We start from the raw sequence: 23530 nt of genomic DNA, 5'->3' as shown, positions 1-23530 counted from the left end.
GCATGCGCCTGACCCTGGCGCTGCTGGGAGGCCTGCTGCTGGCAGGCCTGGCTTGGCAGTTGCTGGGCTGGCGCCCGCCGGATACCTGGAACCCCTGGGCCGTGCTGGATGTGCGGCAGGCGCCGAACCTGTTGACGCCCTACAAGCTGTCACGCCTGCGCGATGATCCTGAGCTGTGTCGCCGGGCGTTGGCAACCTCGTCCCTGCGCTATCGACGGCAGGCGGACAGCCCTGAGGCTGCCAGTTGCCCATTGCGTAATGTCTGGCGCATCGATGGCGGCGATGTGCGTTTGAGCAGCAGTTTTCTAGCCAGTTGCCCGCTGGCGGTGGCCTATGCGTTGTTCGAGGTGTACGGTCTGCAACCGGCAGCGCAGCGTGCGTTCGGCCAGCCGGTGGCCCAGATAGATCACCTGGGCAGCTTCGCCTGCCGCAATGTCTACCATCGCAAACAGGGACGTCCAAGCCAGCATGCCACCGCCAATGCGCTGGATATCAGTGGTTTTCGCCTGAAGGACGGCCAGCGCATCGTACTGGCGCGGGACTGGCAAGGGCAGGGGATAAAGGCGCAATTCCTGCGTGAGGTGCAGCAGGTGGCTTGCGGGAGTTTCAGCACGGTGCTGGGGCCTGACTATAACGCCGCCCATCACAATCACTTCCACCTGGACATGGGGTTCTGGCAGATCTGCCGATGAACTCAGGCCTGTACGCGCACATTGTTCAGCACCACCGGGCGTGCCCAGTGAATATCGAACTCCAGCTCGTTCTGTTGCTGGGCCAGGGTCGCTTCATCGAACGGCTCGGGCGCCGGGTCGAGCAGGTTCATCTCGAACTCGGCAATCGGCAGGAACAGTGGACGCGGCGAAGGACCGGGGCCTGGCTCGGCGATAGGTTGGCCCTGGCTCATCACCACCGGGCGCAGCCAGCTGTTGTTGATGTCCAGCTGGCGCTGCTGCTCGATCAACTCGGCAGTGCTGAACGGCTCGGGGGCAGGCGGCAACAAACGCGCCTCCAGCTCGGCCTTGGGCAGGAACAGCGGCTCGGGCGGCGCGACTTCGGTGTCGTGTACCGGCAGGCCACGCTGGGCATCGATCAGCGCCAGGGCGCGGGCGCCGCCGATGGGTTCGCCGCTTTCCTGGTCGTACTGCGCCAGGGCCTGGGCTGCGCCGTCGACCTCGCCTTGCTGCTCGGCCATCGCGCGGGCGAAGAAATCCTGCCATAGGTGGCTGACGCCACCCAGTGCCTGGGTATTCTGCCGACCGTAGTTGCCGACGGGCGACAGGTAGGTCAAGCCGATGGGAAGAGTATCTGACATGGCAGTCGCGCGCGTTGTGCTCTGGCAGAATAGCGGGAATATGGCCTGTATCGGCGTTGGCCGGGTTTTCATTAATTTATTTGCGAGTGCGGGATCGGATGGCAGAGCAACAGCAGGGCACAGGTATCAGGGTCGAGGCATTGGCCCCGCAATTCCAGGCGCAGGCCGTGGCATGGGCTGAGCGCCTGGGGTTGCCGCTGGTGGACCAGGCCGCGCAATTCGCTGTGCAGGTGGGCGACGAGGGTTTGCAGATCCAGCAACTGGGGCCGCAGGCGCCGGGCCCGGTGCGGGTTGATTTCGTCGAGGGCCAGGCTGCGCACAGGCGTTTGTTCGGTGGCGGCAGCGGGCAGATGATCGCCAAGGCCGTGGGCATCGCTCAGGGCGTGCGGCCGCAGGTGCTCGATGCCACGGCGGGTTTGGGCAAGGATGCATTCGTCCTGGCCAGCCTGGGCTGCCAGATGACCCTGATCGAGCGCCAGCCGTTGGTTGCCGCGCTGTTGGAGGACGGCCTGGCGCGGGCGCGGGGCAATGAAGAGGTGGGCGCGATCGTGGCGCGCATGCGCCTGCTGACTGGCAATGCCATCGAGCGCATGCGCGCCTGGGAAGGCGAGGCGCCGCAGGTGGTCTACCTGGACCCGATGTTCCCGCACCGCGACAAGAGCGCGCTGGTGAAGAAGGAAATGCGCGTGTTCCGGCCGCTAGTCGGGGATGACCTGGATGCGCCGGCGTTGCTCGAGGCAGCCTTGGCGTTGGCCTCGCACCGGGTGGTGGTCAAGCGCCCGCGCAAGGCGCCGATTATCGATGGGCCCAAGCCGAGCCATAGCCTGGAAGGCAAGTCGAGCCGCTATGACATCTATCCCAAGAAGGCGTTGAAAGGCTAAGGCCTTCACCGGCTACTGCCGGTAAGCCCTGGCAAATACCCCAACCGCCTCTCGCACATGCGCCTCGGCCGCGTCGCCCTGCAAAGGCGGCGCATAACCGATCAGCAGGCGGTAGTCCGGTGCGCCCTTGACCAGGCAGAAAAAGTGCTCGGCCGCCTGCAACGGATGCTCGATGCGCAACAACCCCCGCTGGTCGACGTCGCGTAGCAAGCCTTCCATGCCCGCCAGTACCCGCTTCGGGCCGGCCTCGTAGAAGTACTGGCCGAAGCCTGGGTCCTGGCTGCCCAAGGCGATGATCAATCGGCTCAGCTTGACCGCCTCGTCACTGCTGATCAGCGCCTGGAAACCACGGGCGATGTTCAGCAGCACCTCTTCCACCGCCACCCCTTCGGGATACTCGAACATCAGGTCGGGCAACTGGTTCTGGCAGGTAGCCATGACGGCCATGCCGAACAGCGTCTGCTTGTCGGTGAAGTGGCTGTAGACCGTGAGTTTTGAAACACCTGCCGCCGCAGCGACCGCATCCATGCTGGTGTTGGCATAGCCAAGGCTGAGGAACAGCGACTTGGCGGCTTCGAGGATGGCCTCGCGCTTGGCCAGGTCCTTGGGCCGGCCTGGGCCGATGGGTGCGTCGTTGGACATTGGAAACCGTATCTGCTGGGAAAGGTGAGCATCTTACCGGGTCGCGGGCTGTCCGGCTGTAGCGTACGTCGCATGGCGAATGCACGTTTTCTCCTGTTTACCCGCTTCCCCGCCCCGTTTCGCTGACTTAATATACCGGCCAGTATAAATATTCGATGCGTCCTCTGCCAAAGGTCCTGCCCATGTTGCGTCGTGCGTTGTCCCTCGCCCTGCCTGCTGCCATCGTGCTGCTCACCGCCTGCGGCCAGGAGGCCGCGCCTCCTGCGGCTCCGCGCCCGGCGCTGGTGATCCAGCCCCAGCCCGCCGGGGCGTCCGCAGACAGTTATCCGGGCGAGGTGCGCGCGCGCTTCGAGCCGGACCTGGCCTTCCGCATTGGCGGCAAGGTCAGCAAGCGCCTGGTGGAGGAGGGGCAGCGGGTCAAGGCCGAGCAACCGCTGGCCGAACTCGACCCCCAGGATGTGCGCCTGCAACTGGAGGCCAATCGCGCGCAACTGGCCGCCGCCGAGGCCAACCTGGCGCTGGTGCGCGCCGAGCGCGACCGCTACCAGAAACTGCTCGAACGGCAAATGGTCAGCCATTCCCAGTTCGACAACGCCGAGAACCTCTACCGTGCCGGCCAGGCGCGGCTCAAGCAAGCCAAGGCCGAGTTCGAAGTGGCTGGCAACCAGGCCGAATATGCCGTGTTGCGCGCGCCGCAGGCGGGGGTGATCGCCAAGCGCCAGGTCGAAGTGGGCCAGGTGGTCGCGGCCGGGCAGACCGTATTCACCCTGGCCGCCGATGGCGAGCGTGAGGTGGCCATTGGCTTGCCCGAGCAGCAGTTCGCCCGTTTTGCTGTCGGCCAGAAGGTCAGTGTCGAGCTGTGGTCGCACCCGGACCAACGCTTCGAGGGGCGCATTCGTGAATTGTCCCCGGCCGCTGATCCGCGCTCGCGCACCTTCGCCGCCCGTATCGCCTTCGCCTCCAGCAGCGCCCCGGCCGAACTGGGCCAGAGCGCGCGGGTGTTCATCGCCCACAGCGAGCGCGCGCCGTTGGCGGTGCCGTTGTCGGCGGTGACCGCCGAGGCGGGCCAGGCCTATGTCTGGCGAGTCGGCAAGGACAATCGCCTGGAGCGTGCCGCGGTACGCCTCGGCGCATACGGCGCCGACAGCGTGCCGGTGCTCGAAGGCCTGCAGGCCAGCGACTGGGTGGTGGCCGCCGGCGGCCATGTGCTGCGCGAAGGGCAGCAGGTCCGCCCGGTGGACCGCAGTAACCGTGAAGTGAACCTGACGGCCAAGGAGTAAGTCCCGATGGGTTTCAACCTTTCCGCCTGGGCGCTGCGCAATCGCCAGATCGTGTTGTTCCTGATGATCCTGCTGGCGGCGATCGGCGCCATGTCATACACCAAGCTCGGCCAGAGCGAGGATCCGCCGTTCACCTTCAAGGCCATGGTCATTCGCACTTTGTGGCCGGGGGCTACCGCCGAAGAGGTGTCGCGCCAGGTCACCGAGCGCATCGAGAAAAAACTGATGGAGACCGGCGAGTACGAGCGGATCGTCTCGTTCTCGCGCCCAGGCGAGTCGCAGGTCACCTTCATGGCCCGCGATTCGATGCATTCCAAGGACATTCCCGAACTCTGGTACCAGATCCGCAAGAAGGTCGCGGATATCAAGCACACCTTGCCGCCGGAGGCTCAGGGGCCATTCTTCAACGACGAGTTCGGCACCACCTTCGGCAATATCTACGCCCTGACTGGCGCCGGTTTCGACTATGCGGTGCTCAAGGACTACGCCGACCGTATCCAGATCCAGTTGCAGCGGGTCAAGGACGTGGGCAAGGTCGAGCTGGTCGGCTTGCAGGACGAAAAGGTCTGGATCGAGCTGTCCAACGTCAAGCTGGCCACCCTCGGCGTGCCGTTGAGCGCGGTGCAGCAGGCGTTGCGCGAGCAGAACGCGGTAAGCACCGCGGGCTTCTTCGAGACCCCCAGCGAGCGCCTGCAACTACGGGTGAGTGGCCGCTTCGACAGTGTCGAGCAGATTCGCCAGTTCCCCATTCGTGTCGGTGACCGTACCTTCCGTATCGGCGATGTCGCCGAGGTGCAGCGCGGTTTCAACGACCCGCCCGCGCCGCGCATGCGCTTCATGGGCGAAGACGCCATCGGCCTGGCCGTGTCGATGAAGGACGGCGGCGACATCCTGGTGCTGGGCAAGGCCCTGGAGGGCGAGTTCGCGCGTCTGGCGCAGAGCCTGCCGGCGGGCATGGAGCTGCGCAAGGTATCCGACCAGCCGGCGGCGGTGAAGGCCGGTGTCGGCGAGTTCGTCCAGGTGCTGATCGAGGCCCTGGCCATTGTCCTGCTGGTGAGTTTCTTCTCCCTGGGGCTGCGCACGGGCCTGGTGGTGGCGCTGGCGATTCCGCTGGTGCTGGCCATGACCTTCGCCGCGATGCACTACTTCGGCATCGGCCTGCACAAGATTTCCCTGGGCGCGCTGGTGCTGGCGCTGGGGTTGCTGGTGGACGACGCGATCATCGCGGTGGAGATGATGGCGATCAAGATGGAGCAGGGCTATGACAGGCTCAAGGCGGCCAGCTACGCCTGGACCAGCACCGCCTTTCCGATGCTCACCGGCACCCTGATCACTGCCGCTGGCTTCCTGCCGATCGCCACGGCAGCCTCGAGCACAGGTGAATACACCCGCTCGATCTTCCAGGTGGTGACCATCGCCCTGCTGACCTCGTGGGTCGCGGCCGTGGTGTTCGTGCCCTATCTGGGCGAGCGCCTGCTGCCGGACCTGGCCAAGCTGCACGCTGCCCGTGGACATGCCCCCGACCCTTACGGCACGCCGTTCTACCAGCGGGTGCGACGGGTGGTGGAGTGGTGCGTGCGTCGGCGCAAGACGGTGATCGTGCTGACCATTGCCGCTTTCGTCGGCAGCATCCTGTTGTTCCGTTTCGTGCCGCAGCAGTTCTTCCCGGCCTCCGGGCGGCCCGAGCTGATGGTCGACCTCAAGCTGGCCGAAGGCGCCTCGCTGAACAACACGGCCGAGCGGGTCAAGCAACTGGAGGTGATGCTCAAGCAGCAGGACGGCATCGACAACTATGTCGCTTATGTCGGCACCGGCTCGCCGCGCTTCTACCTGCCGCTGGACCAGCAACTGCCGGCGGCGAGCTTCGCCCAGTTCGTGGTGCTGGCCAAGTCGTTGGAAGACCGCGAGCGCCTGCGCAGCTGGTTGATCGCCACCCTGGATGAGCAATTCCCCGACCTGCGCTCGCGGGTGACGCGCCTGGAGAACGGCCCTCCGGTGGGCTACCCGGTGCAGTTCCGCGTGACCGGCGAGCACATCGAGAAGGTCCGCGCCCTGGCCCGGGAAGTGGCGGCCAAGGTGCGCGAGAACCCGCACGTGGTCAATGTGCACCTGGATTGGGAGGAGCCGAGCAAGGCGGTGTACCTGGACATCGACCAGGACCGCGCCCGCGCGCTGGGGGTGAGCACCGCGCACCTGTCGAGCTTCCTGCAAAGCTCGCTGACCGGCAGCAGCGTCAGCCAGTACCGCGAAGACAACGAGCTGATCGAGATCCTCTTGCGTGGCACGCCTGAAGAACGCCGTGAGCTGGGCAACCTGGGCAGCCTGGCGCTGCCCACCGACAACGGCCAGAGCGTGGCGTTGTCGCAGGTGGCCACGCTGGAGTACGGCTTCGAGGAGGGCATCATCTGGCACCGCAACCGCTTGCCGACCGTCACCGTGCGGGCCGATATCTACGACAAGGAGCAGCCGGTAACCCTGGTCAGGCAGATCCTGCCGACCCTGCAACAGGTCAAGGACAAGCTGCCGGACGGCTACTTGCTGGAGGTTGGCGGCACGGTCGAGGACTCCGAGCGCGGCCAGCGTTCGGTCAACGCCGGTATGCCGCTGTTCATCGTGGTGGTGTTGAGCCTGCTGATGATTCAGCTGCGCAGCTTCTCGCGGATGTTCATGGTGTTCCTCACCGCGCCCTTGGGGCTGATCGGCGTGACCCTGTTCCTGCTGGTGTTCCGCCAGCCGTTTGGTTTCGTCGCCATGCTCGGGACCATCGCCCTGGCGGGCATGATCATGCGCAACTCGGTGATTCTGGTAGATCAGATCGAGCAGGATATCGCGGCGGGGCTGGATCGCTGGCAGGCGATCATCGAGGCCACAGTGCGGCGCTTCCGGCCGATCGTGCTGACCGCGCTGGCGGCGGTGCTGGCGATGATCCCGTTGTCGCGCAGCGTGTTCTATGGGCCGATGGCGGTGGCGATCATGGGCGGGTTGATCGTGGCCACGGTGTTGACCCTGTTGTTCCTGCCGGCGTTGTATGCGGCGTGGTTCAGGGTCAAGAAAAGCGACTAGCTACAAGCCGCAAGCTGCAAGAAGAGCGGGGCTACATTGGCCCCGCTTTTTTCTTGTGGCTTGCAGCTTGAAGCTTGCCGCTGCGCGCTTCAAAGTGCGCCAAAGACTTTCTTGGCCAGGCTGGTGGCGGCACCGGCTGGATTCTGGCGGATGTTCTCTTCCTGCTTGCCGATCATTTCGAACAGGCCATCCAGCGCCTTCTCGGTCACATAGTTCTCGATGTTGGCGTCATCCTTGATCAGGCCCAGGCCTTTGGCCTGCCCGGCGAAGCTGTTGTATTGCTGGGCCAGGCCGACTTTGTCGGTGGCCTGCTTGACGATCGGCAGGAACTTGGCGCGGATCTGCTCGCGGCTGCTCTTGTTCAGGTACTGGGTGGCCGAGTCCTGACCGCCGCTGAGGATGCCTTTGGCATCGGTCACGGTCATCTTCTTCACGGCATCCACGAGGATCGCCTGGGCTTGGGGCACAGCGGCCTCGGCGGCCTTGTTCATGCTGGTTTCCAGGGCTTCGACCTGATCACCCTTGCCGAACATTTTCATCGCCTTGGCAGCCTTGCCCAGGTTGCCTGGCAGTTCGATGCGCACGTCTGGGTTGTTGCTGAAACCACCCGGGGTGCTCAGCTGCTTGACGGCGATCTGCGCGCCTTGGGTGAGGGCGTCCTTCAGGCCGCCGGAGGCGTCGCTCTGGGACAGGTCACCAAGGGACAGGGCCAAGGCGCTGGCCGACAGCAGCAGGCCGGCGCACAGGGTGGTGAAGCGCAGGGGAGTGCGGATCATGGGGATTTCCTTATGGGCAGAATATGAAACGAACGGGTTTAGCGGACCGGATCGACCTTGACCCGCACCGGCTGTGGGGCGCCGCCGTCGAGCTGGACGCCGTGGTGCTCGGTGTTGATGAACAGCAACTTGCCGTCCAGTTCGATACGCGCGCTCACTGCATAGCGGTGGCCAGGCTTGATCTGGGCAGGGTCGTAATCGAGGTGGAACGGCAGCGGCACGTTACCTTTGACTGGGCCGGCCTGACGGGCCAGGATCACGGCCGGAGCATCCATCAACGATACGTCCTGCAGCTCGACGCTGAGGGTGGCGGCTGGCGGCAGGGCCATGCGCTGTAGATAGAAGACTTCGCCATCTAGGCTGGCCTGGTTTGACGCGGGGTGATGGGAACAGGCTGCGAGCAGGGATGCGCAACACAGCATGACAAGCTTTTTCATGGAATCTCCAAGGTCCTTGGGCCGGCTTTTGGCCAACCCAAGGACTTTAGCGGAAATTCACCGGCAGGGGTGACCTTGCCGTGGATCGATTACGCTTTGGGCTTGCCCAGCTCGATCTGCTGGCCGGACTCCCAGGTATTCAGGTCGATGTCGCGACCGGCAACGATGCTGCCCGACGGCGCGCGCAGCATGAAACTCAGGTCGTGGCTGGCGCCGTCGTTCACCAGTACCTGCTTGTCGTAGTGCAGCGAGAAGGGAGCGTTGAGATCACGCATCTGGTAGACGTTCTCGGAGATCGAGTTGAAGACCTTCTGTCCCTCGTCGTTCAGGCTAACTTCATACAGGTTGACGAACAGCTGGTGCGCGGACAGGTCCTCGATGTCTGAAGCCAGTACCGTGCCAGTGATTTGTTTGAAGTCGGGGGCAGTCAGCGGCGCCTGGTCCTGGCCTTGAACGGTGATGTCCTGCTCGACACGTGGAGTGTCGTGACCCAGCGACAGCTCGAGTTTGACGCGTGCCTTTTCGGAACCCTCACCCCAGCCTGCCAGCAGAATGGCTTCCAGTTCCAGTGTTTCATTGGCTTGGAAGGTACGCTTATCGACATGCAGCTGGTAGGGGATCGGCGCGCCGCTGTACTGCTGGGTGCAGGATGCCAGCCATTCGGCGCGAGGCACGATGCCTGGATGGGTCAGCGCCACCAGAACGCGCACCGGAGTGGCCTCGAATTGGGGAATGTTGTCGAGCTTGATCGAACCGCGCAGTTCGATGATGTTGTCAGCAGTCATAAAAATTCCTGTTTCAATCATTAGGTATGTACGGTGCTGGTAGCCAGCATCGGAACTGATTGTGGGAAACAGGAGGGGGGCTGATCAGATGGAAGTTTTGCGCACGTGGGGTTGAGTTCCCCCCCCACGTACGTTGTCTCAGATGTTCATGCTGTCCTGTGGCTCGTCGCGATGCAACGCCACCTGGCGGATCGACAGGCGCAGCTCGGCCGACAGCACCCGCTTGGCCACACCTTCGGCCAGTTCGGCGAGCTTGTCGTGGTAACCCAGCTTGCCATCGCCATCGGGTTGCAACACCCCTTCGCGGACCAAGGTCTGGATGAAGTGGCGGAACAGGGTCTTGTCGAAGAACTCCGGGGCGTTGAGACCGTGCAGGATCGACAGGCGCTGGGCCATCATCACGCACAATTCTTCCAGCTCCTCGGCGTTCAGCGTGTGCTGGCCGCTGTTGAGCAGCAACGAGGTGGCCATGTAGAAGCGCTGCAGGGTCTGGGTGATGGTCCGCGCCAGCAGGGTCAGCAGCACGAACTGCCGCGAGCTCGGCGCCGGGCGCATGTACACCTCGCCCTCCTGGCGCAGCAGGCCCTGCTCGACCAGCGCCGCCAACCACTGGTCGATCACCTCGTCCAGTTGCTCGGGTGTCCAGCGCAGGAACAGCTCGGCTTGCAGGTACGGGTACAACGCTCGTACGTACTGGCCCAGCAGCTCGCGGCTCATGCGCGAGCTGCTGAGGAAGAAGCTCGCCAGCAGCCCCGGCAGGGCGAAGATGTGCAGCACGTTGTTGCGGTAGTAGGTCATCAGCACCGCGTTGGCTTCGTCCAGGTAGAGGATGCGACCCAGCGCGTCCTTCTGCTCGGCCAGCAGGTCCATGCCCAGTACATGCTCGATAAGTGCCTTGCCGTCACCCTCGGGCAGGGTGGTGTGCGGCGAGTAGGGCACCTGGCGCAGCAGGGCCAGGTACAGGTCGAGCACGCGGGTCAGGGCACGTTCGTCCAGGGCCAGGCGGCTGGTCGACAACAGGGCCAGGGCCACCAGGTTGACCGGGTTGATCGCCGCGGCCTCGTTGAGGTGGCGGGCAACGGTCTCGCCCAGGCGGGTGGTGGTCTCGTTGAGCCAGTCCGGGCGGAACTGCGGGGCCAGCGCCTGTTCGCGCCAGCCGGGTTGCTGCTGGTCGAGGAAGCTGTTCAGGCGGATTGGCTCGCCGAAGTTGACGTACACCTGGCCGAAGCGCTGCTTGAGCGCGCCGATAACCTTGAAGATGTCGAAGATCGATTCCTTCTTCTTGCTGGCGCCGCGCAGCTCGCCCAGGTAGGTGCGGCCTTCGAGCACCCGCTCGTAGCCGATGTACACCGGGACGAAGACGATTGGCGTGCGCGATGAGCGCAGGAAGCTGCGCAGGGTGATCGCCAGCATGCCGGTGCGCGGCTGCAGCATGCGCCCGGTACGCGAGCGCCCGCCCTCGACGAAGTACTCCACCGGGAAGCCCTTGGTGAACAGGGTGTGCAGGTATTCGTTGAACACCGCGGTGTACAACGGGTTGCCCTTGAACGTGCGGCGCATGAAGAACGCCCCGCCGCGGCGCAGCAGGCCGCCGATCACCGGCATGTTGAGGTTGATGCCGGCAGCGATGTGCGGCGGCGTCAGGCCGTTGCGGAACAGCAGGTAGGACAGCAGCAGGTAATCGATGTGGCTGCGGTGGCAGGGCACGTAGATCACTTCGTGGCCCGGGGCGATGCCCTGCACCTGCTCGATATGGTTGACCTTGATGCCGTCGTAGATCTTGTTCCAGAACCAGCTGAGCACCACTTCGAGGAAGCGGATGGCGGTGTAGGTGTAGTCCGAGGCGATCTCGTTGCCGTAGTGCAGCGCCTTGGCCTCGGCCTTGGCGTAAGGGATTTTCTCGCGGTCGGCCTCGTCGCTGATCGCCTGGCGCACCAGCGGGTCGTGGACCAGGCCCTTTACCAGGTTGCGTCGGTGCGAGATATCCGGGCCGATCACCGCCGTCTTGAGGTTGCGAAAATGCACGCGCATGACCCGCTGGGCCATGCGCACGGTGCGTTCATGGCCCTTGTTGTGGGCGACCAGTTCGCGCAGGTGGATCGGGGCGGAAAACTGCACGCGGGTCTTGCGCCCGAGGATCAGCACGCTGAGCAGGCGCCGCAGGCGGCCGGTGACCGCCCAGCTGTCGGCGAACAGCAGTTTCCACGGGCTCGACTCGCTGGCCGGGGTCTGGCCCCAGAACACGCTGACCGGGATGATCTGCGCGTCTTCCTCGGCGTGCTGGCTGATCGCCGCGACCAGGCGCTCGAGGGTGGGCGGCGCGCCGCGTTTGTCCTGGCGCCCGAGCCAGTCGGGGTCGGGGGTCAGGTAGAAGAACGCCGCGGGCTCCTGCAGCGGGCCGACGGCCACCGGCAGTACCGGGCGCGGCAGCCCTGCTTTGGTGCACTCGTGGTCGACCACGGCCAAGTCGGTGAGCGACGGCGAGGAGAGGGCATAGAACACCGGTCGGCTGCGGTCGAGCTTGAGCGTCAGCGAGGACTGGTTGATGGTTTCGGAGCGCACCCACAGGTAGAGAACGCGACGCAGGGCGCCGAAGATGAGGCGGCGCAGGGGAGAACGGGTCATGGGGTGGGCCCTGGGTGGAAGTAACGGTGTTTTTTCAGCGCGTTAGTCTGCCGTATCTGCGTAAGTTCAGCAAAATTCCGCCATAAATGCCCCTGTCATGAATTTTTTTTGTTCCCTGTCATATACTCGGCCTGCCGCTTGCAGGATATTCGTGCAAGCTGCGTCGGCGCGGGCGGTGAGCCCATGCCAGCAAGGCGATCTTCAAAATAAAAATCCGGAGTAGTTCAGATGTCGTCTCGTGAGACTGGGAATGTGAAGTGGTTCAACGATGCCAAGGGTTATGGCTTCATTCAGCGCGAAGGTGGTGCGGACGTGTTCGTCCACTATCGGGCTATCCGCGGTGAGGGGCATCGCACCCTGGTCGAGGGGCAGCAGGTGGAGTACGCACTCGTGCAGGGCCAGAAAGGCCTGCAGGCAGAGGATGTAGTCGGGCTCTGAGCCTTCTGGCTGCACGCTCAAGCTGCAAGTTGTCCGTGGAACTTGCAGCCTGATGCGAACGGTCTCAGCTGGTACGCCAGGTGATTTCCTCTTCACCGTCGGCGCTGATGCGGATCCAGCGATCAGCATCTTCTTCCCCGTCTTCTTCCGCCCAGCTACCTGGCGCGCAACGCACTTCGACGTTAAGCGCGGCGAACGCCGCGCGGGCGCAGGCGATGTCGTCGTCCCAGGGGGTCTGGTCGCTTTCCAGGTACAGGCTGTTCCATTTCCCCACAGCCTTGGGTAACCAGGTGACCGGAATGTTACCGGCCGTGCACTTGAAGGTCTGGCCTTTTTGCTTCCATTCGCTGCACGGGCCCAGGGCCTGGGCCAGCCAGTCGGCGATCTGCTTGTGATCGACCTCGTCGTCCTTGAGGTAGATCTCGATATCGGGTTGACGCATGGGGGGCTCCGGTGTGTGCTCAGTCTTGGCGCACGAAATAGTCATAACGCATGGAAACCGTGACCTCGAACGGCTCGGGCTGGTCGATGACCTGCGCGCGTTTCTCGGCGCTGGCGCGCCAGCCGTGCGGGGTCATGGCCAGCAGGTCGGCGCGGGCCTTGGCCTCGACCAGGCTCAGGCGAAACTCCAGGGTTTCGCTGTGGGCGTGGTGCATGCCTGGCGGCACCAGCGCCAGGTGCTTGTCGTCGGCGTAGGGGCGTACTTCATCGTAGAGCACCTCGCGCAGTTCCAGCAGGTGGCCGCTGGTCGGGCCCACCCGCATCAGGCCGCCACCGGGGGCGAGCAGGCGCTTGGCTTCGGCCCAGTCCAGCGGGCTGAACACGCTGGCGATGAAGCCGCAGCAGGCGTCGGCCAGGGGCACGCGGGCCATGCTGGCGACCATCCAGGTGAGCTGCGGGGCACGGCGGCAGGCGCGCTTGACCGCCTCGCGGGAGATGTCCAGGGCATAGCCGTCGGCTGCCGGCAGGGCCTGGGCGATCTGTGCGGTGTAATAGCCCTCGCCGCAACCGATGTCCAGCCAGGCGCCTGGCTGGCGCTCGGCGGCCAGTTGCGCCAGGCGCCCGGCCACCGGCGCATAGTGGCCGGCGTCGAGGAAATCGCGACGGGCTTCGACCATGGCTTGGTTATCGCCTGGATCGCGGCTGTTCTTGTGCTGCACCGGCAGCAGGTTCAGGTAGCCCTGGCGGGCGCGGTCGAAGCGGTGGCCGGCTGGGCAGGCCACGCCGTTGTCGAGACGCGCCAGGGGCGCCTGGCAAAGAGGGCAGGCGAGCATCAGGCGAGCAACCGTACCATTGTCTGGTAGTAGATCTCGGTCAGCAGGTCGAGATCGCTGGCCAGGATGCGCTCGTCCACCTGGTGGATAGTGGCGTTGACCGGGCCGAGTTCGACCACCTGGGTGCCCATGGTGGCGATGAAGCGGCCATCGGAGGTGCCACCGCTGGTCGACGGTCGGGTCTCGCGGCCGGTGACGGCCTTGATGCTCGAGGACACCGCATCGAGCAGGTCGCCCGGCTCGGTGAGGAACGGCAGGCCCGACAGCGCCCAGTCGATGTGCCACTGCAACTGATGCTTGTCGAGGATCGCCGCGACCCGCTGTTGCAGGCTTTCGACGGTCGACTCGGTGGAGAAGCGGAAGTTGAACAGCGCGGTCAGCTCGCCCGGGACCACGTTGGTGGCGCCGGTGCCAGAATTGAGGTTGGAGATCTGGAAGCTGGTCGGCGGGAAGAACGCATTGCCTTCGTCCCAGTGCTCGGCGGCAAGCTCCGCCAGGGCCGGCGCGGCCAGGTGGATCGGGTTGCGTGCCAGGTGTGGGTAGGCCACGTGGCCCTGCTTGCCGCGCACGGTCAGGGTGGCGCCGAGCGAGCCACGGCGGCCGTTCTTGACCACGTCGCCGAGCAGGCTGGTGCTCGACGGCTCGCCGACGATGCACCAGTCCAGGCGTTCGTTGCGCGCTTTCAGGCGCTCGACCACGGCCTTGGTGCCGTGGTGGGCCGGGCCTTCCTCGTCGCTGGTGATCAGAAAGGCGACCTTGCCGCGGTGGTTCGGGTAGTCGTGCACGAAGCGTTCGCAGGCCACCACCATCGAGGCCAGGCTGCCTTTCATGTCGGCGGCGCCGCGGCCGCAGAGCATGCCGTCGGCGTCGATCAGTGCCTCGAACGGTTCATGCTGCCACTGCTGCACGGGGCCGGTGGGCACCACGTCGGTGTGGCCGGCGAAGCACAGCACCGGGCCGGCCTGGTTGCCATGGGTGGCCCAGAAATTGTCGACGTCCTCGAAGCGCATCGGCTCGAGCTGGAAGCCGACAGCGCCCAGGCGGTTCATCATCTGGGTCTGGCAGTCGGCGTCGACCGGGGTGACCGACGGGCGGCGGATCAGCTCGCAGGCCAGTTGCAGGGTAGGCGAAAGCTCGGCTGGGGCCGTCATTGCAGGACTCCGGGGCAAGGCAGGGCGGGAAATCTGAGGGGCGTTATCTTATATCAAACGGCGGGCCGCTGTGCGGCCCTTTCGCGACACAAGGCCGCTCCTACGGCAGTGTGCGATCCCCTGTAGGAGCGGCCTTGTGTCGCGAAAGGGGCGCGTAGCGCCCCCGGTATTCTCAAGCCTGTTGTGTTTCGGCGGCCTTTGCGGCGGGCTTGGGCAGCGACGACAGCAATGCCATCACCAGCGCCGCCAGGTAAGGCAGCGACTGCACCAGCAGCATCGCCACCCAGAAACGCATGTCCGAACTCGGCAGCCCCTGCACCAGGTAGATCCCCAGCGCCGCGCCCCACAGCAGCAGCATGATGAACAGCTCTTCGCGGGCTTCGGCAAGCGCCACCAACAGGCCATGGCTGTCGGCATTCTTCGGCGTGCGGAAGAACGGCATGCTGTTGGTGAAGAAACCGTACAGCACCGCCTTGGCGATGGTATGCGACAGCGCCAGCCCTGCCAAAGCGGCGGCGAAGGCATCCTTCAGGTCGACCCCCACCGCGCGGCGGTAGAGGAACAGGATCTTGCCGACCTTGAAGAAGAACAGCGCCAGCGGCGGGATGGCGAACATCATCAACGGCGGGTCGACCCGATGCGGCACGATGATCATCGCCGCCGACCACAGCAGCGCGCCGACGGTGAAGAAGATGTTCATGCCATCGGCGATCCACGGCAGCCAGCCGGCCAGGAAGTGGTAGCGCTGGCCACGGGTCAGTTCGCTGTCCTTGCCGCGCAGCAACGCGCTGGCGTGGTGCTTGATGATCTGGATGGCGCCGTAGGCCCAGCGGAAGCGCTGCTTCTTGAAGTCGATGAAGGTGTCGGGCATCAGGCCCTTGCCGTAGCTGTTGTGGGCATAGGCGGCCGACAGGCCCTTTTCGAACACGCGCAGGCCCAGCTCGGCGTCCTCGCAGATGCACCATTCGGCCCAACCCAGTTCTTCGAGCACGCTGCGCCGGGTCATGGTCATGGTGCCGTGCTGGATGATCGCGTCACGGTCGTTGCGGGTGACCATGCCGATATGAAAGAACCCCTTGTACTCGCTGTAGCACAGCTTCTTGAAGGTGCTTTCGTGCTGGTCGCGATAGTCTTGCGGCGACTGCACCACGGCGATCTTCGGGTCGGCGAAATGCGGCACCATGTGCTTGAGCCAGTTGCGGTCGACGCAGTAGTCCGAGTCGATCACCGCGATCACCTCGGCGTCCTTGGCCGTGTGCGGGATCAGATAGTTCAGCGCGCCGCCCTTGAAGCCGGCCAGCGGTGCGACGTGGAAGAACTTGAAACGCTCGCCCAACTTCTCGCAATGGGCCCTCAACGGCTCCCACACGGCTGGGTCCTTGGTGTTGTTGTCGATCACCAGCACTTCGTAGTCGGGGTAGTCCAATGCGGCGAGGGCGTCGAGGGTCTGTTTCACCATCTCGGGTGGCTCGTTGTAGCACGGCACATGCACCGAGACCTTCGGGCGGTAAGCGCTGTCGGCCTGCACTGGCAGGAACTCCCGTCGGCGCTTGTGAATCCACACCGCCTCGGCCAGCTCATGGGCCTCGGTCAGCAGCACGATGAACACGCCCAGGGCACCGAGCGCCAGCAGCACGCCCACGGTCAGGCTGAACCAGGTGCTGTACTGCTGACTGTAGTCATAGGCGATCCACACCAGCACCGAGCCGCACAGGAAGGTGATGAAGGTGAGGAAGGTACGCCCGCGCTGGCGCAGGGCCGAGCCGTCGATCAGCAATATGGCCAGGGCGATCATCGCCAGCACCACCGAGGCCACGGCCAGGGCACGCCACTGCGGGATCGCCACGATCGGCCCCTCGAAGTTGAATTTCTGCTGGCGCTCGGCGTTGTACACGCCCCAGTAGGCGCCTACCGAACCTTCGTCGCTGGCCTTCCATGGTTGGTCGTAGGCCTCGATGACGAAGTAGTTGTAGCCGCGACGGTTGAGGGTGTTGACCAGGGTGCGCAGGTAGATGGCCTGATCGGCCTGGGTGGCGTCGGCGCCGCCGCGCATGCGGCCATTGCTCGGCCAGCCGACCTCCGAGAGCAGCAGCGGCTTGCGCGGGAACTGCTTGCGCAGTTCGCGGGCGCGGTCGAGGACGAACTGCACCGAGTCCTTCATCGGCACGAACTCCCAGTACGGCAGGATGTGCGCGGCGATCAGGTCGACATGCTTGGCAAGTTCCGGATGTTCCTTCCAGATATGCCACTGTTCACTGGTGGTCACCGGGACCTTGACCGCGGCGCGCACCCGGTCCAGGTAGCCAATCAGTTGCTCGGCGCTGACCTCCTCGCGGAACAGCGCCTCGTTGCCGACCACCACCCGCACCACGCTACGCGAAGTATTGGCCAGGCCAATGGCCTTCTCGATCTCGCGTTCGTTGCGTTCCTGGTCATTGCTGATCCAGATACCCAGGGTAACGCGCAGGCCAAGCTCCTCGGCCAGGTGCGGCACTTCGGCCTGGGTGCCCTCGACGGTGTAGATGCGGATGTTGTCGGTCAGCTTGTTGAGTTGCTCGAGGTCCTGGCGGATTTCCTCCTCGCTGGGGTACTGGCCCTTCTGCGGGCTCTGGCCCAGGCGGAACGGCGAGTAGGAAAAGCCGGAGACCTGCTCCGGCCAGGCAGGGGCGGATACCGGGCGGTTGATCAGGGCCCAGAACCCGGTGAACAGCGCGGCGATGGCCAGCACCACCACCAGGTTGAGACCGAATTTGCGTGATGACATAGGTGTTCGTGGTTCCGAAGAGAGGCGCGGGGCGTGGTGTCTGGCTGTAAGTCCTACACTGCCAGGGCAGGCAATGCGTTGGATTTTCGACAAGGGATGAAGTTCTTGGCCCGCTCGCTTGTCGTTCAGATCGTCTTACGTAATAGGACATTAAAGCAGGCTTGGCAGGACTCTTGCCAACGCCGTCCCGGAATCACGCTGCTTGGCCTATAATGCGCGCCGGATTTTTCGAGGTAGCAGCATGAGCACAGAAGACCCACGCTTCGCCGGCGTTGCCCGGCTCTACGGCGACGACGGCCTGCAGCGCCTGCGCCAGGCCCATGTGGCCATCGTCGGTATCGGCGGGGTGGGCTCGTGGGCGGCCGAAGCCCTGGCTCGCAGTGGCGTGGGCGAGATCAGCCTGTTCGACCTGGACGACGTGTGCGTCAGCAACACTAACCGTCAGGCCCATGCCCTCGAGGGTCAGGTCGGGCGCGCCAAGGTCGAGGTGATGGCCGAGCGCCTACGCGCCATCAACCCAGCCTGCACGGTGCACGCGGTGGCCGACTTCGTCACCCGCGAGACCATGGTCGAGTACATCACCGAGCAGTTGGATTGCGTGATCGATTGCATCGACAGCGTGATGGCCAAGGCCGCGCTGATCGCCTGGTGCCGGCGGCGCAAGATTGCCGTGGTCACCACCGGTGGCGCCGGCGGGCAGATCGATCCGACGCAGATCCAGATCGGCGACCTGAACAAGACCTTCAACGACCCGCTGGCCTCGCGGGTGCGCTCGACCCTGCGCCGGGACTACAACTTCTCGCGCAACACCAGCCGCAACTATGGCGTGCCGTGCGTGTTCTCCAGCGAGCAACTGCGCTATCCCAAGGGGGATGGCAGCGTGTGCCTGCAGAAGAGCTTCGTTGGCGAAGGTGTGCGGCTGGACTGTGCTGGTGGGTTTGGCGCGGTGATGATGGTGACGGCCACCTTTGGTATGGTGGCGGCGAGCAAGGCGGTGGAGAAGCTGGTGGCCGGAGCGCGGCGCCCGTCGGAGCGGGCCAAGCCCCTGTAGGAGCGGCCTTGACGTCAGTGAGTGGTCGCCAGGTCGGCCATTCTCAGCAACACCGCATGCAGCCCATTGCTGCGCGACGGTGACAGCTGGCGCTCCAACCCCAATTGGGTAAACCAGGCGCCCAGGTCCAGCACCGCTAGCTCGTCGCTGGCCAAGCCCTGCACCCGTACCAGCAGCAGTGCCAGCAAGCCGCGCAACAGGCGTGCATCACTAGCGGTTTTGAAATGCCACTGACCATTTTCCTGATGTGCCACCAGCCACACCAGGCTTTCGCAGCCGTGCACCCGGTTGGCCTCGGTCTTCTCGCTGTCACCCAGTGGCTCCAGCCGATCGCCCCACTGCATCAGCAGTCGCGCCCGCTGCTCCCACCCTCGCGCCTGTTGGAAACTCTCCAGCGCCTGGCTGGCCTCGGCCGACAGGCTCATCGCAGCAGCTCCAGGCCCTGATCGAGCGCGTCGAATAAACGTTGCAGGTCATCGCTGTCGGTATAGAGCCCGAGAGAAACACGGATCGCGCCCTCCAGCCCCAGCCCCTTGAGCAAGGGCATGGCGCAGTGATGCCCGGCGCGTACGGCAATGCCTTGTTCCGTCAGCAGGTGGGCGATATCGGCGTTGTGCACCCCTTCAATGACGAAACTGGCGAGCGCCGCTTGCGGTGAGCCAAGCAGACGAACCCCTTCCCGATCAGCCAGGCCGCGTACCAGGTGTTGGTGCAAGGTGGCCTCATGGGTGGCCACCGCGTTGGCGTCTAGGCTGGCCAGGTAGTCCAGGGTTGCACCCAGGCCGATCACCCCGGCGATTGGTGGGGTGCCTGCCTCGAAGCCCAGCGGTGTAGGGCGGAAACTGGCGGTCTGGTACTCGGCGAGCTGGACCATTTCGCCGCCAAATTGCCAGTGGCGCAGCAGCCCCAGCGCCTGGGGGCGGCCATAGAGCACACCGACGCCTTCCGGGCCGTAGAGCTTGTGGCTGGAGAATACGTAGAAGTCACAGGCCAGCTGTTGCACATCGTGACGGCCATGGACCACGCCCTGGGCGCCATCGACCACCGTCAGGGCACCCTGGGCCTGGGCATGGGCCAGCAGAGGCGCCAGCGGTTGCCAGGTGCCCAGCACGTTGGACAGCTGGCTGATGGCGAGCAGGCGGGTGCGCGGGCCGATCAGTTGCAGGGCCTGATCCAGGTCGACATGGCCCTGCTCGTTTACCGGCAGTACCACCAGGCGCAGTTGGCGACGTTGCGCCATTTGCTGCCAAGGCAACAGGTTGGCGTGGTGTTCCAAGGCACTGATGGCGATTTCGTCGCCGGCCTCGAAGCGGTGTTCCAGGCCATAGGCCAGCAGGTTCAGCGCCGAGGTGGCGCCGTGGGTGAAGATGATCTGCCGCGAGTCGGCGGCATTGAGCCAGGCGGCGACCTTGTCGCGGGAGCCCTCGAAGGCCTGGGTGGCCAGGGCGCCGGGCAGGTGCTGGGCACGGTGCACGTTGGCCGCGCCATGGCCGTAATAGTGGCTCAGGGCATCGAGCAGGGCCTGGGGTTTCTGCGTGGTGGCGGCGCTATCCAGATAGGTCTGGTGCTGGCGTTGCAGGGTGGCGATGGCGGGAAAGTCGGCACGCCAGGGGGAGGGTTGGAACATGGTCGCGGGGCCTGGAATGAAAATCGGGTCTGCCTTCAAGAGCAAACCCGATCTTATCACTTCACGCCTGAGGGGAATCAGTTGTGGGCGTGCAACGCCTCGTTCAGCTCGATGGCCGACTTGTGGGTCTTGCACTCCACGGCGCCATTGAGCGAGTTGCGGCGGAACAGCAAGTCGGTCTGGCCGGCCAGATCGCGTGCCTTGACCACCTTGACCAGCTGGTTGTTCTCGTCCAGCAGGTTCACCTTGGTGCCGGCGGTGATGTACAGGCCGGCCTCGACGGTGTTGCGGTCGCCCAGCGGAATGCCGATACCGGCGTTGGCGCCGATCAGGCAACCTTCGCCGACCTTGATGACGATGTTGCCGCCACCGGACAGGGTGCCCATGGTCGAGCAGCCGCCGCCCAGGTCCGAGCCCTTGCCGACGAATACGCCGGCCGACACGCGGCCTTCGATCATGCCCGGGCCTTCGGTGCCGGCGTTAAAGTTGACGAAGCCTTCGTGCATGATGGTGGTGCCTTCGCCGATGTAGGCGCCCAGGCGCACACGGGCGGTGTCGGCGATGCGCACGCCGGCCGGGACCACGTAGTCGGTCATCTTCGGGAACTTGTCCACCGAGAACACTTCCAGCAGTTCGCCCTTGAGGCGCGCTTCCAGTTGCTGCTCGGCCAGCTCGGCCAGGTCGATGGCGCCCTGGCTGGTCCAGGCCACGTTTGGCAGCAGCGGGAAGATGCCGGCCAGCGACACGCCGTGCGGCTTGACCAGGCGGTGCGACAGCAGGTGCAGCTTGAGGTAGGCCTCTGGCGTGGAGGCTAGAGCAGCGTCTTCGGCCAGCACGGTGGCGACCAGCGGCTTGTGGCTTTCGGCCAGGCGGGTCAGCAGGGCGGCTTGTGCGGCGTCCACACCCTTGAGTGCTTCAGCCAGTTGCGCGGCCTGGGCGGTGGTAAAGGCGATGGCCTGGTTGCCGCCCTCATAGCCGAGGATCGGCGCGACGGCGGCTACCAGCTCGGCCGACGGCTTGAGCACAGGCTGCGCGTAGAAGACTTCCAGCCAGGCACCCTGGCGGTTCTGGGTGCCGACACCGAAGGCCAGGCTGAACAGCGATTGAGACATGCGATTACCTCATGCGAAAAGGGGATGGAGCGTAATGCGGGATCAGGTCAGCGCAGCGGCGTACAGGTCGGGCTTGAAGCCAACCAGGGTACGCTCGCCAAGGTCGAGTACCGGACGCTTGATCATCGACGGTTGGGCGAGCATCAGTTCGACGGCCTTGGCCTGGTCGAGGTCGGCCTTGCTGGCGTCGTCGAGCTTGCGGAAGGTGGTCCCGGCGCGGTTCAGCACGATTTCCCAGCCATGCTCGTCGCACCAGCGGTTGAGGCTGTCGCGGTCGATGCCCTGGGTCTTGTAGTCGTGGAACTCGAAGCCGATGGCCTGTTCTTCAAGCCAGGTGCGGGCCTTTTTCATGGTGTCGCAGGCTTTGATGCCGTAGAGAGTGTAAGCCATTGAATGCCTGGGGCAGCCTGGGCGTGCCCGATACTCCTTGAAGAGGGGGTAGGGCCGATTATGCGGTATCGACAGGGTTGGCGCCACGGCTGCGGGCTTATCGGTACGGGGCGATGTGTGTCACGGCGTCACTAGTAGCATTGTGTTACATATTCGTTGAGCGGCTGCGACTATCGTGCAGCGGTCCAAGATAGACGTAGGCCGCTAACATATTGTTTCAATGGCGATGTTGCCCCCGCTATCGTTTCTCGAATCACACAGGAAGCTTGCCGATGCAGTCAGCTTATACCGTTCTTATCCTGCTGATGCTGGTGAGCGTTTCCAAACTGGTGGGGCGCCTGTTGCCGCTGCCGCTGCCGTTGGTGCAGATCGGCGCCGGTGCCTTGCTGGCGTGGCCGACCCTGGGCCTGCATGTGGCGCTGGACCCGGAGCTGTTCCTGTTCCTGTTCCTGCCTCCGCTGCTGTTCGCCGACGGCTGGCGCATGCCCAAGCGCGAGCTGTGGCGCATACGCGGGCCGGTGGTGGCACTGGCGGTGGGGCTGGTGCTGTTCACCGTGGTCGGCGCCGGGTACTTCATCCACTGGCTGCTGCCGAGCATTCCCCTGCCGGTGGCCTTTGCCCTGGCGGCGGTGCTGTCGCCCACCGATGCGGTGGCGGTCTCGGCCATCACCCAGGACCGCCTGCCCACGCCGCTGATGCACATGCTCCAAGGCGAGGCGTTGATGAACGACGCCTCGGGCCTGGTGACCTTCAAATTCGCCCTGGCCGCCGCCATCACCGGCGTGTTCTCGCTGACCGAGGCCAGCTTGACGTTCGTCCTGGTCGCCCTGGGCGGCCTGGCGGTGGGGGTGGCGCTGAGCTGGTTGGTTGGGCGCCTGCGCATGTGGATGATCACCCGCGGCTGGGACGATCCGGCCACCCACGTGGTGTTCATGCTGCTGCTGCCGTTCGCCGCCTATGTGCTGGCCGAGCGCCTGGGCGTGTCGGGCATCCTGTCAGCAGTGGCCGCCGGCATGATGCAGAGCTGGCTCGACCTGCTACCACGCCAGACCAGCACACGCCTGCTCAATCGCAGTGTCTGGTCGTTGCTCGAGTTCGCTTTCAACGGCCTGATTTTCCTGCTGCTGGGCCTGCAATTGCCGGACATCATCAAAGCGGTGATCAGTGACGAAGCGGCGGTATGGCCGACCCTGGCCTGGCGCTGCCTGGATGTCGTGGCGATCTTCGCCGCGCTGGTATTGCTGCGCTTCGTCTGGGTCCAGAGCATCTGGCGCGCCATTGGCGTGGTGCGGCGTTGGCGTGGCAAGCCGGCGTTGGTGCTGATGCCGACCGCGCGTTCCTGCTGGCTGCTGACCCTGGGAGGGGTGCGTGGAGCGGTGACCCTGGCCGGCGTGATGTCGATTCCGCTGCTGATCGGAGCGGGCCAAGCCTTCCCAGAACGTGACCTGCTGATTTTCATCGCTGCCGGGGTGATCCTGTTGTCGCTGGTCAGTGCCGTGATTGCCCTGCCAATCCTGCTGCGCGGCGTCACCAAGAGCCCGGATGAGCGCCTGCAGCAGGAGGTTCAGGAGGCTTGGCGACGCACGGCGGAGGCCGCGATCCATGCCTTGGAGGCGGAAGAAGTGACCGACGCCAACACGCCGCAGGATGCCGCCCAGGCGGCCCTGGCGGTCGAGCTAAAGGCGCGGTTGATGGCCGAATACCGAGACGAGCTCGAGAGCTACAACGACAGCGTCGAGGCCCGTGCCCTGGCCGAGCAGATGGACCTGCTGGAGCGCCGCCTGCGCGTGCGGGCACTGCGCGCCCAGCGCCTGGAGTTGTACAACTTGCATCGCCAGCATCGAGTAGGAGATGAGGTGGTGCGCCAGGTGCTGGGCGAACTGGACTTGAGCGAGGCCAAGCTAGGGCAGCTCAGATAGCCG

At 64.9% G+C, this 23530-nt stretch carries 21 protein-coding genes; 7 read left to right on the top strand and 14 right to left on the bottom strand.

From position 1 onward, the window contains the following. The first annotated feature begins 2 nt into the window (after positions 1-2). Positions 3-692 (top strand): extensin family protein, encoded by a 690-nt coding sequence (locus E3U47_RS03190; protein WP_134689559.1) that lies wholly within the window; start codon positions 3-5, stop codon positions 690-692. Positions 693-694: 2 nt separating this feature from the next. On the opposite strand, the gene E3U47_RS03185 is transcribed toward E3U47_RS03190, so the two are convergent. Further along, positions 695-1312 (bottom strand): energy transducer TonB, encoded by a 618-nt coding sequence (locus tag E3U47_RS03185; protein WP_134689558.1) that lies wholly within the window; start codon positions 1310-1312, stop codon positions 695-697. A gap of 98 nt (positions 1313-1410) precedes the next feature. On the opposite strand from E3U47_RS03185, the gene E3U47_RS03180 reads away from it, so the two are divergent. After that, entirely contained in the window at positions 1411-2193 is a 783-nt protein-coding gene (locus E3U47_RS03180; RefSeq protein WP_134689557.1) for a class I SAM-dependent methyltransferase, read from the top strand. 12 nt (positions 2194-2205) lie between these two features. Here E3U47_RS03180 and E3U47_RS03175 read toward each other — a convergent pair whose 3' ends face one another. Continuing rightward, positions 2206-2835, bottom strand: a complete 630-nt coding sequence (locus E3U47_RS03175; protein ID WP_167659424.1) for a TetR/AcrR family transcriptional regulator — start codon at positions 2833-2835, stop codon at positions 2206-2208. Between the two features lie 182 nt (positions 2836-3017). On the opposite strand from E3U47_RS03175, the gene E3U47_RS03170 reads away from it, so the two are divergent. Both E3U47_RS03170 and E3U47_RS03165 read left to right on the top strand, forming a co-directional pair. Then, positions 3018-4115, top strand: a complete 1098-nt coding sequence (locus E3U47_RS03170) for an efflux RND transporter periplasmic adaptor subunit (protein ID WP_134689555.1) — start codon at positions 3018-3020, stop codon at positions 4113-4115. Positions 4116-4121: 6 nt separating this feature from the next. Next, on the top strand, positions 4122-7178 hold the full coding sequence (locus E3U47_RS03165) for an efflux RND transporter permease subunit (RefSeq protein ID WP_134689554.1): 3057 nt from the start codon (positions 4122-4124) through the stop codon (positions 7176-7178). A gap of 89 nt (positions 7179-7267) precedes the next feature. Here E3U47_RS03165 and E3U47_RS03160 read toward each other — a convergent pair whose 3' ends face one another. The 4 genes from E3U47_RS03160 to plsB all read right to left on the bottom strand — a co-directional run bounded on the left by E3U47_RS03160 (position 7268) and on the right by plsB (position 11801). Beyond that, positions 7268-7954 carry a DUF4197 domain-containing protein gene (locus E3U47_RS03160; RefSeq protein WP_134689553.1) on the bottom strand — a complete coding sequence of 229 codons (687 nt, stop codon included), beginning with the start codon at positions 7952-7954 and terminating at the stop codon, positions 7268-7270. Between the two features lie 38 nt (positions 7955-7992). Then, the gene (locus E3U47_RS03155; RefSeq protein ID WP_134689552.1) at positions 7993-8391 is read right to left on the bottom strand and encodes a YbaY family lipoprotein; all 399 of its coding nucleotides are present in this window, start codon (positions 8389-8391) and stop codon (positions 7993-7995) included. Positions 8392-8480: 89 nt separating this feature from the next. Then, positions 8481-9176, bottom strand: coding sequence for a hypothetical protein (locus E3U47_RS03150; RefSeq protein WP_134689551.1), 696 nt, complete (start codon positions 9174-9176; stop codon positions 8481-8483). Between the two features lie 138 nt (positions 9177-9314). Further along, positions 9315-11801 (bottom strand): glycerol-3-phosphate 1-O-acyltransferase PlsB, encoded by a 2487-nt coding sequence (plsB, locus tag E3U47_RS03145; RefSeq protein WP_134689550.1) that lies wholly within the window; start codon positions 11799-11801, stop codon positions 9315-9317. A 228-nt stretch (positions 11802-12029) separates the two neighbouring features. On the opposite strand from plsB, the gene E3U47_RS03140 reads away from it, so the two are divergent. Beyond that, positions 12030-12239 (top strand): cold-shock protein, encoded by a 210-nt coding sequence (locus tag E3U47_RS03140; protein ID WP_011535295.1) that lies wholly within the window; start codon positions 12030-12032, stop codon positions 12237-12239. A gap of 64 nt (positions 12240-12303) precedes the next feature. On the opposite strand, the gene E3U47_RS03135 is transcribed toward E3U47_RS03140, so the two are convergent. From E3U47_RS03135 to E3U47_RS03120, 4 genes are all read right to left on the bottom strand, one after another. Beyond that, positions 12304-12681 (bottom strand): hypothetical protein, encoded by a 378-nt coding sequence (locus tag E3U47_RS03135; protein WP_134689549.1) that lies wholly within the window; start codon positions 12679-12681, stop codon positions 12304-12306. Positions 12682-12700: 19 nt separating this feature from the next. Further along, complete coding sequence (locus E3U47_RS03130) at positions 12701-13513, bottom strand: putative RNA methyltransferase (protein ID WP_134689548.1); 813 nt, start codon at positions 13511-13513, stop codon at positions 12701-12703. Beyond that, positions 13513-14664: a succinyl-diaminopimelate desuccinylase gene (gene dapE, locus E3U47_RS03125; RefSeq protein ID WP_134689547.1), complete on the bottom strand. Its 1152-nt coding sequence runs from the start codon at positions 14662-14664 to the stop codon at positions 13513-13515. Before dapE ends, E3U47_RS03130 begins: the two co-directional genes overlap by 1 nt. 172 nt (positions 14665-14836) lie before the next feature. Further along, positions 14837-17428: a glycosyltransferase gene (locus tag E3U47_RS03120; RefSeq protein WP_134689546.1), complete on the bottom strand. Its 2592-nt coding sequence runs from the start codon at positions 17426-17428 to the stop codon at positions 14837-14839. A gap of 241 nt (positions 17429-17669) precedes the next feature. On the opposite strand from E3U47_RS03120, the gene tcdA reads away from it, so the two are divergent. After that, positions 17670-18479 (top strand): tRNA cyclic N6-threonylcarbamoyladenosine(37) synthase TcdA, encoded by an 810-nt coding sequence (gene tcdA, locus E3U47_RS03115; protein ID WP_134689545.1) that lies wholly within the window; start codon positions 17670-17672, stop codon positions 18477-18479. Between the two features lie 14 nt (positions 18480-18493). Here the strand turns inward: tcdA and E3U47_RS03110 are convergent, their stop codons facing one another. From E3U47_RS03110 to E3U47_RS03095, 4 genes are all read right to left on the bottom strand, one after another. Further along, the gene (locus tag E3U47_RS03110; RefSeq protein ID WP_134689544.1) at positions 18494-18904 is read right to left on the bottom strand and encodes a SufE family protein; all 411 of its coding nucleotides are present in this window, start codon (positions 18902-18904) and stop codon (positions 18494-18496) included. Further along, on the bottom strand, positions 18901-20106 hold the full coding sequence (locus E3U47_RS03105; protein ID WP_134689543.1) for a cysteine desulfurase: 1206 nt from the start codon (positions 20104-20106) through the stop codon (positions 18901-18903). Before E3U47_RS03105 ends, E3U47_RS03110 begins: the two co-directional genes overlap by 4 nt. 77 nt (positions 20107-20183) lie before the next feature. Beyond that, positions 20184-21218: a 2,3,4,5-tetrahydropyridine-2,6-dicarboxylate N-succinyltransferase gene (dapD, locus tag E3U47_RS03100; protein WP_134689542.1), complete on the bottom strand. Its 1035-nt coding sequence runs from the start codon at positions 21216-21218 to the stop codon at positions 20184-20186. 42 nt (positions 21219-21260) lie between these two features. After that, entirely contained in the window at positions 21261-21608 is a 348-nt protein-coding gene (locus E3U47_RS03095; RefSeq protein ID WP_134689541.1) for an ArsC family reductase, read from the bottom strand. A 272-nt stretch (positions 21609-21880) separates the two neighbouring features. Here E3U47_RS03095 and E3U47_RS03090 point away from each other — a divergent pair, with 272 nt between their 5' ends. Continuing rightward, the gene (locus E3U47_RS03090) at positions 21881-23527 is read left to right on the top strand and encodes a Na+/H+ antiporter (RefSeq protein WP_134689540.1); all 1647 of its coding nucleotides are present in this window, start codon (positions 21881-21883) and stop codon (positions 23525-23527) included. Positions 23528-23530 lie beyond the last annotated feature (3 nt).

The sequence above is a fragment of the Pseudomonas sp. RIT623 genome (assembly GCF_004519305.1).
In the GTDB taxonomy this organism is placed as follows: domain Bacteria; phylum Pseudomonadota; class Gammaproteobacteria; order Pseudomonadales; family Pseudomonadaceae; genus Aquipseudomonas.
This window is presented reverse-complemented; position numbering and strand designations above follow the sequence as displayed.

Coding starts and splice junctions, on each gene's coding strand:
- E3U47_RS03120 (WP_134689546.1), bottom strand. CDS start 17,428: ATGTCATCACGCAAATTCGGTCTCAACCTGGTGGTGGTGCTGGCCATC.
- dapE (WP_134689547.1), bottom strand. CDS start 14,664: ATGACGGCCCCAGCCGAGCTTTCGCCTACCCTGCAACTGGCCTGCGAG.
- E3U47_RS03165 (WP_134689554.1), top strand. CDS start 4,122: ATGGGTTTCAACCTTTCCGCCTGGGCGCTGCGCAATCGCCAGATCGTG.
- E3U47_RS03095 (WP_134689541.1), bottom strand. CDS start 21,608: ATGGCTTACACTCTCTACGGCATCAAAGCCTGCGACACCATGAAAAAG.
- E3U47_RS03175 (WP_167659424.1), bottom strand. CDS start 2,835: ATGTCCAACGACGCACCCATCGGCCCAGGCCGGCCCAAGGACCTGGCC.
- E3U47_RS03160 (WP_134689553.1), bottom strand. CDS start 7,954: ATGATCCGCACTCCCCTGCGCTTCACCACCCTGTGCGCCGGCCTGCTG.
- E3U47_RS03150 (WP_134689551.1), bottom strand. CDS start 9,176: ATGACTGCTGACAACATCATCGAACTGCGCGGTTCGATCAAGCTCGAC.
- E3U47_RS03090 (WP_134689540.1), top strand. CDS start 21,881: ATGCAGTCAGCTTATACCGTTCTTATCCTGCTGATGCTGGTGAGCGTT.
- E3U47_RS03130 (WP_134689548.1), bottom strand. CDS start 13,513: ATGCTCGCCTGCCCTCTTTGCCAGGCGCCCCTGGCGCGTCTCGACAAC.
- E3U47_RS03185 (WP_134689558.1), bottom strand. CDS start 1,312: ATGTCAGATACTCTTCCCATCGGCTTGACCTACCTGTCGCCCGTCGGC.
- dapD (WP_134689542.1), bottom strand. CDS start 21,218: ATGTCTCAATCGCTGTTCAGCCTGGCCTTCGGTGTCGGCACCCAGAAC.
- E3U47_RS03155 (WP_134689552.1), bottom strand. CDS start 8,391: ATGAAAAAGCTTGTCATGCTGTGTTGCGCATCCCTGCTCGCAGCCTGT.
- E3U47_RS03110 (WP_134689544.1), bottom strand. CDS start 18,904: ATGAGCCTGTCGGCCGAGGCCAGCCAGGCGCTGGAGAGTTTCCAACAG.
- E3U47_RS03105 (WP_134689543.1), bottom strand. CDS start 20,106: ATGTTCCAACCCTCCCCCTGGCGTGCCGACTTTCCCGCCATCGCCACC.
- E3U47_RS03140 (WP_011535295.1), top strand. CDS start 12,030: ATGTCGTCTCGTGAGACTGGGAATGTGAAGTGGTTCAACGATGCCAAG.
- plsB (WP_134689550.1), bottom strand. CDS start 11,801: ATGACCCGTTCTCCCCTGCGCCGCCTCATCTTCGGCGCCCTGCGTCGC.
- E3U47_RS03135 (WP_134689549.1), bottom strand. CDS start 12,681: ATGCGTCAACCCGATATCGAGATCTACCTCAAGGACGACGAGGTCGAT.
- tcdA (WP_134689545.1), top strand. CDS start 17,670: ATGAGCACAGAAGACCCACGCTTCGCCGGCGTTGCCCGGCTCTACGGC.
- E3U47_RS03180 (WP_134689557.1), top strand. CDS start 1,411: ATGGCAGAGCAACAGCAGGGCACAGGTATCAGGGTCGAGGCATTGGCC.
- E3U47_RS03190 (WP_134689559.1), top strand. CDS start 3: ATGCGCCTGACCCTGGCGCTGCTGGGAGGCCTGCTGCTGGCAGGCCTG.
- E3U47_RS03170 (WP_134689555.1), top strand. CDS start 3,018: ATGTTGCGTCGTGCGTTGTCCCTCGCCCTGCCTGCTGCCATCGTGCTG.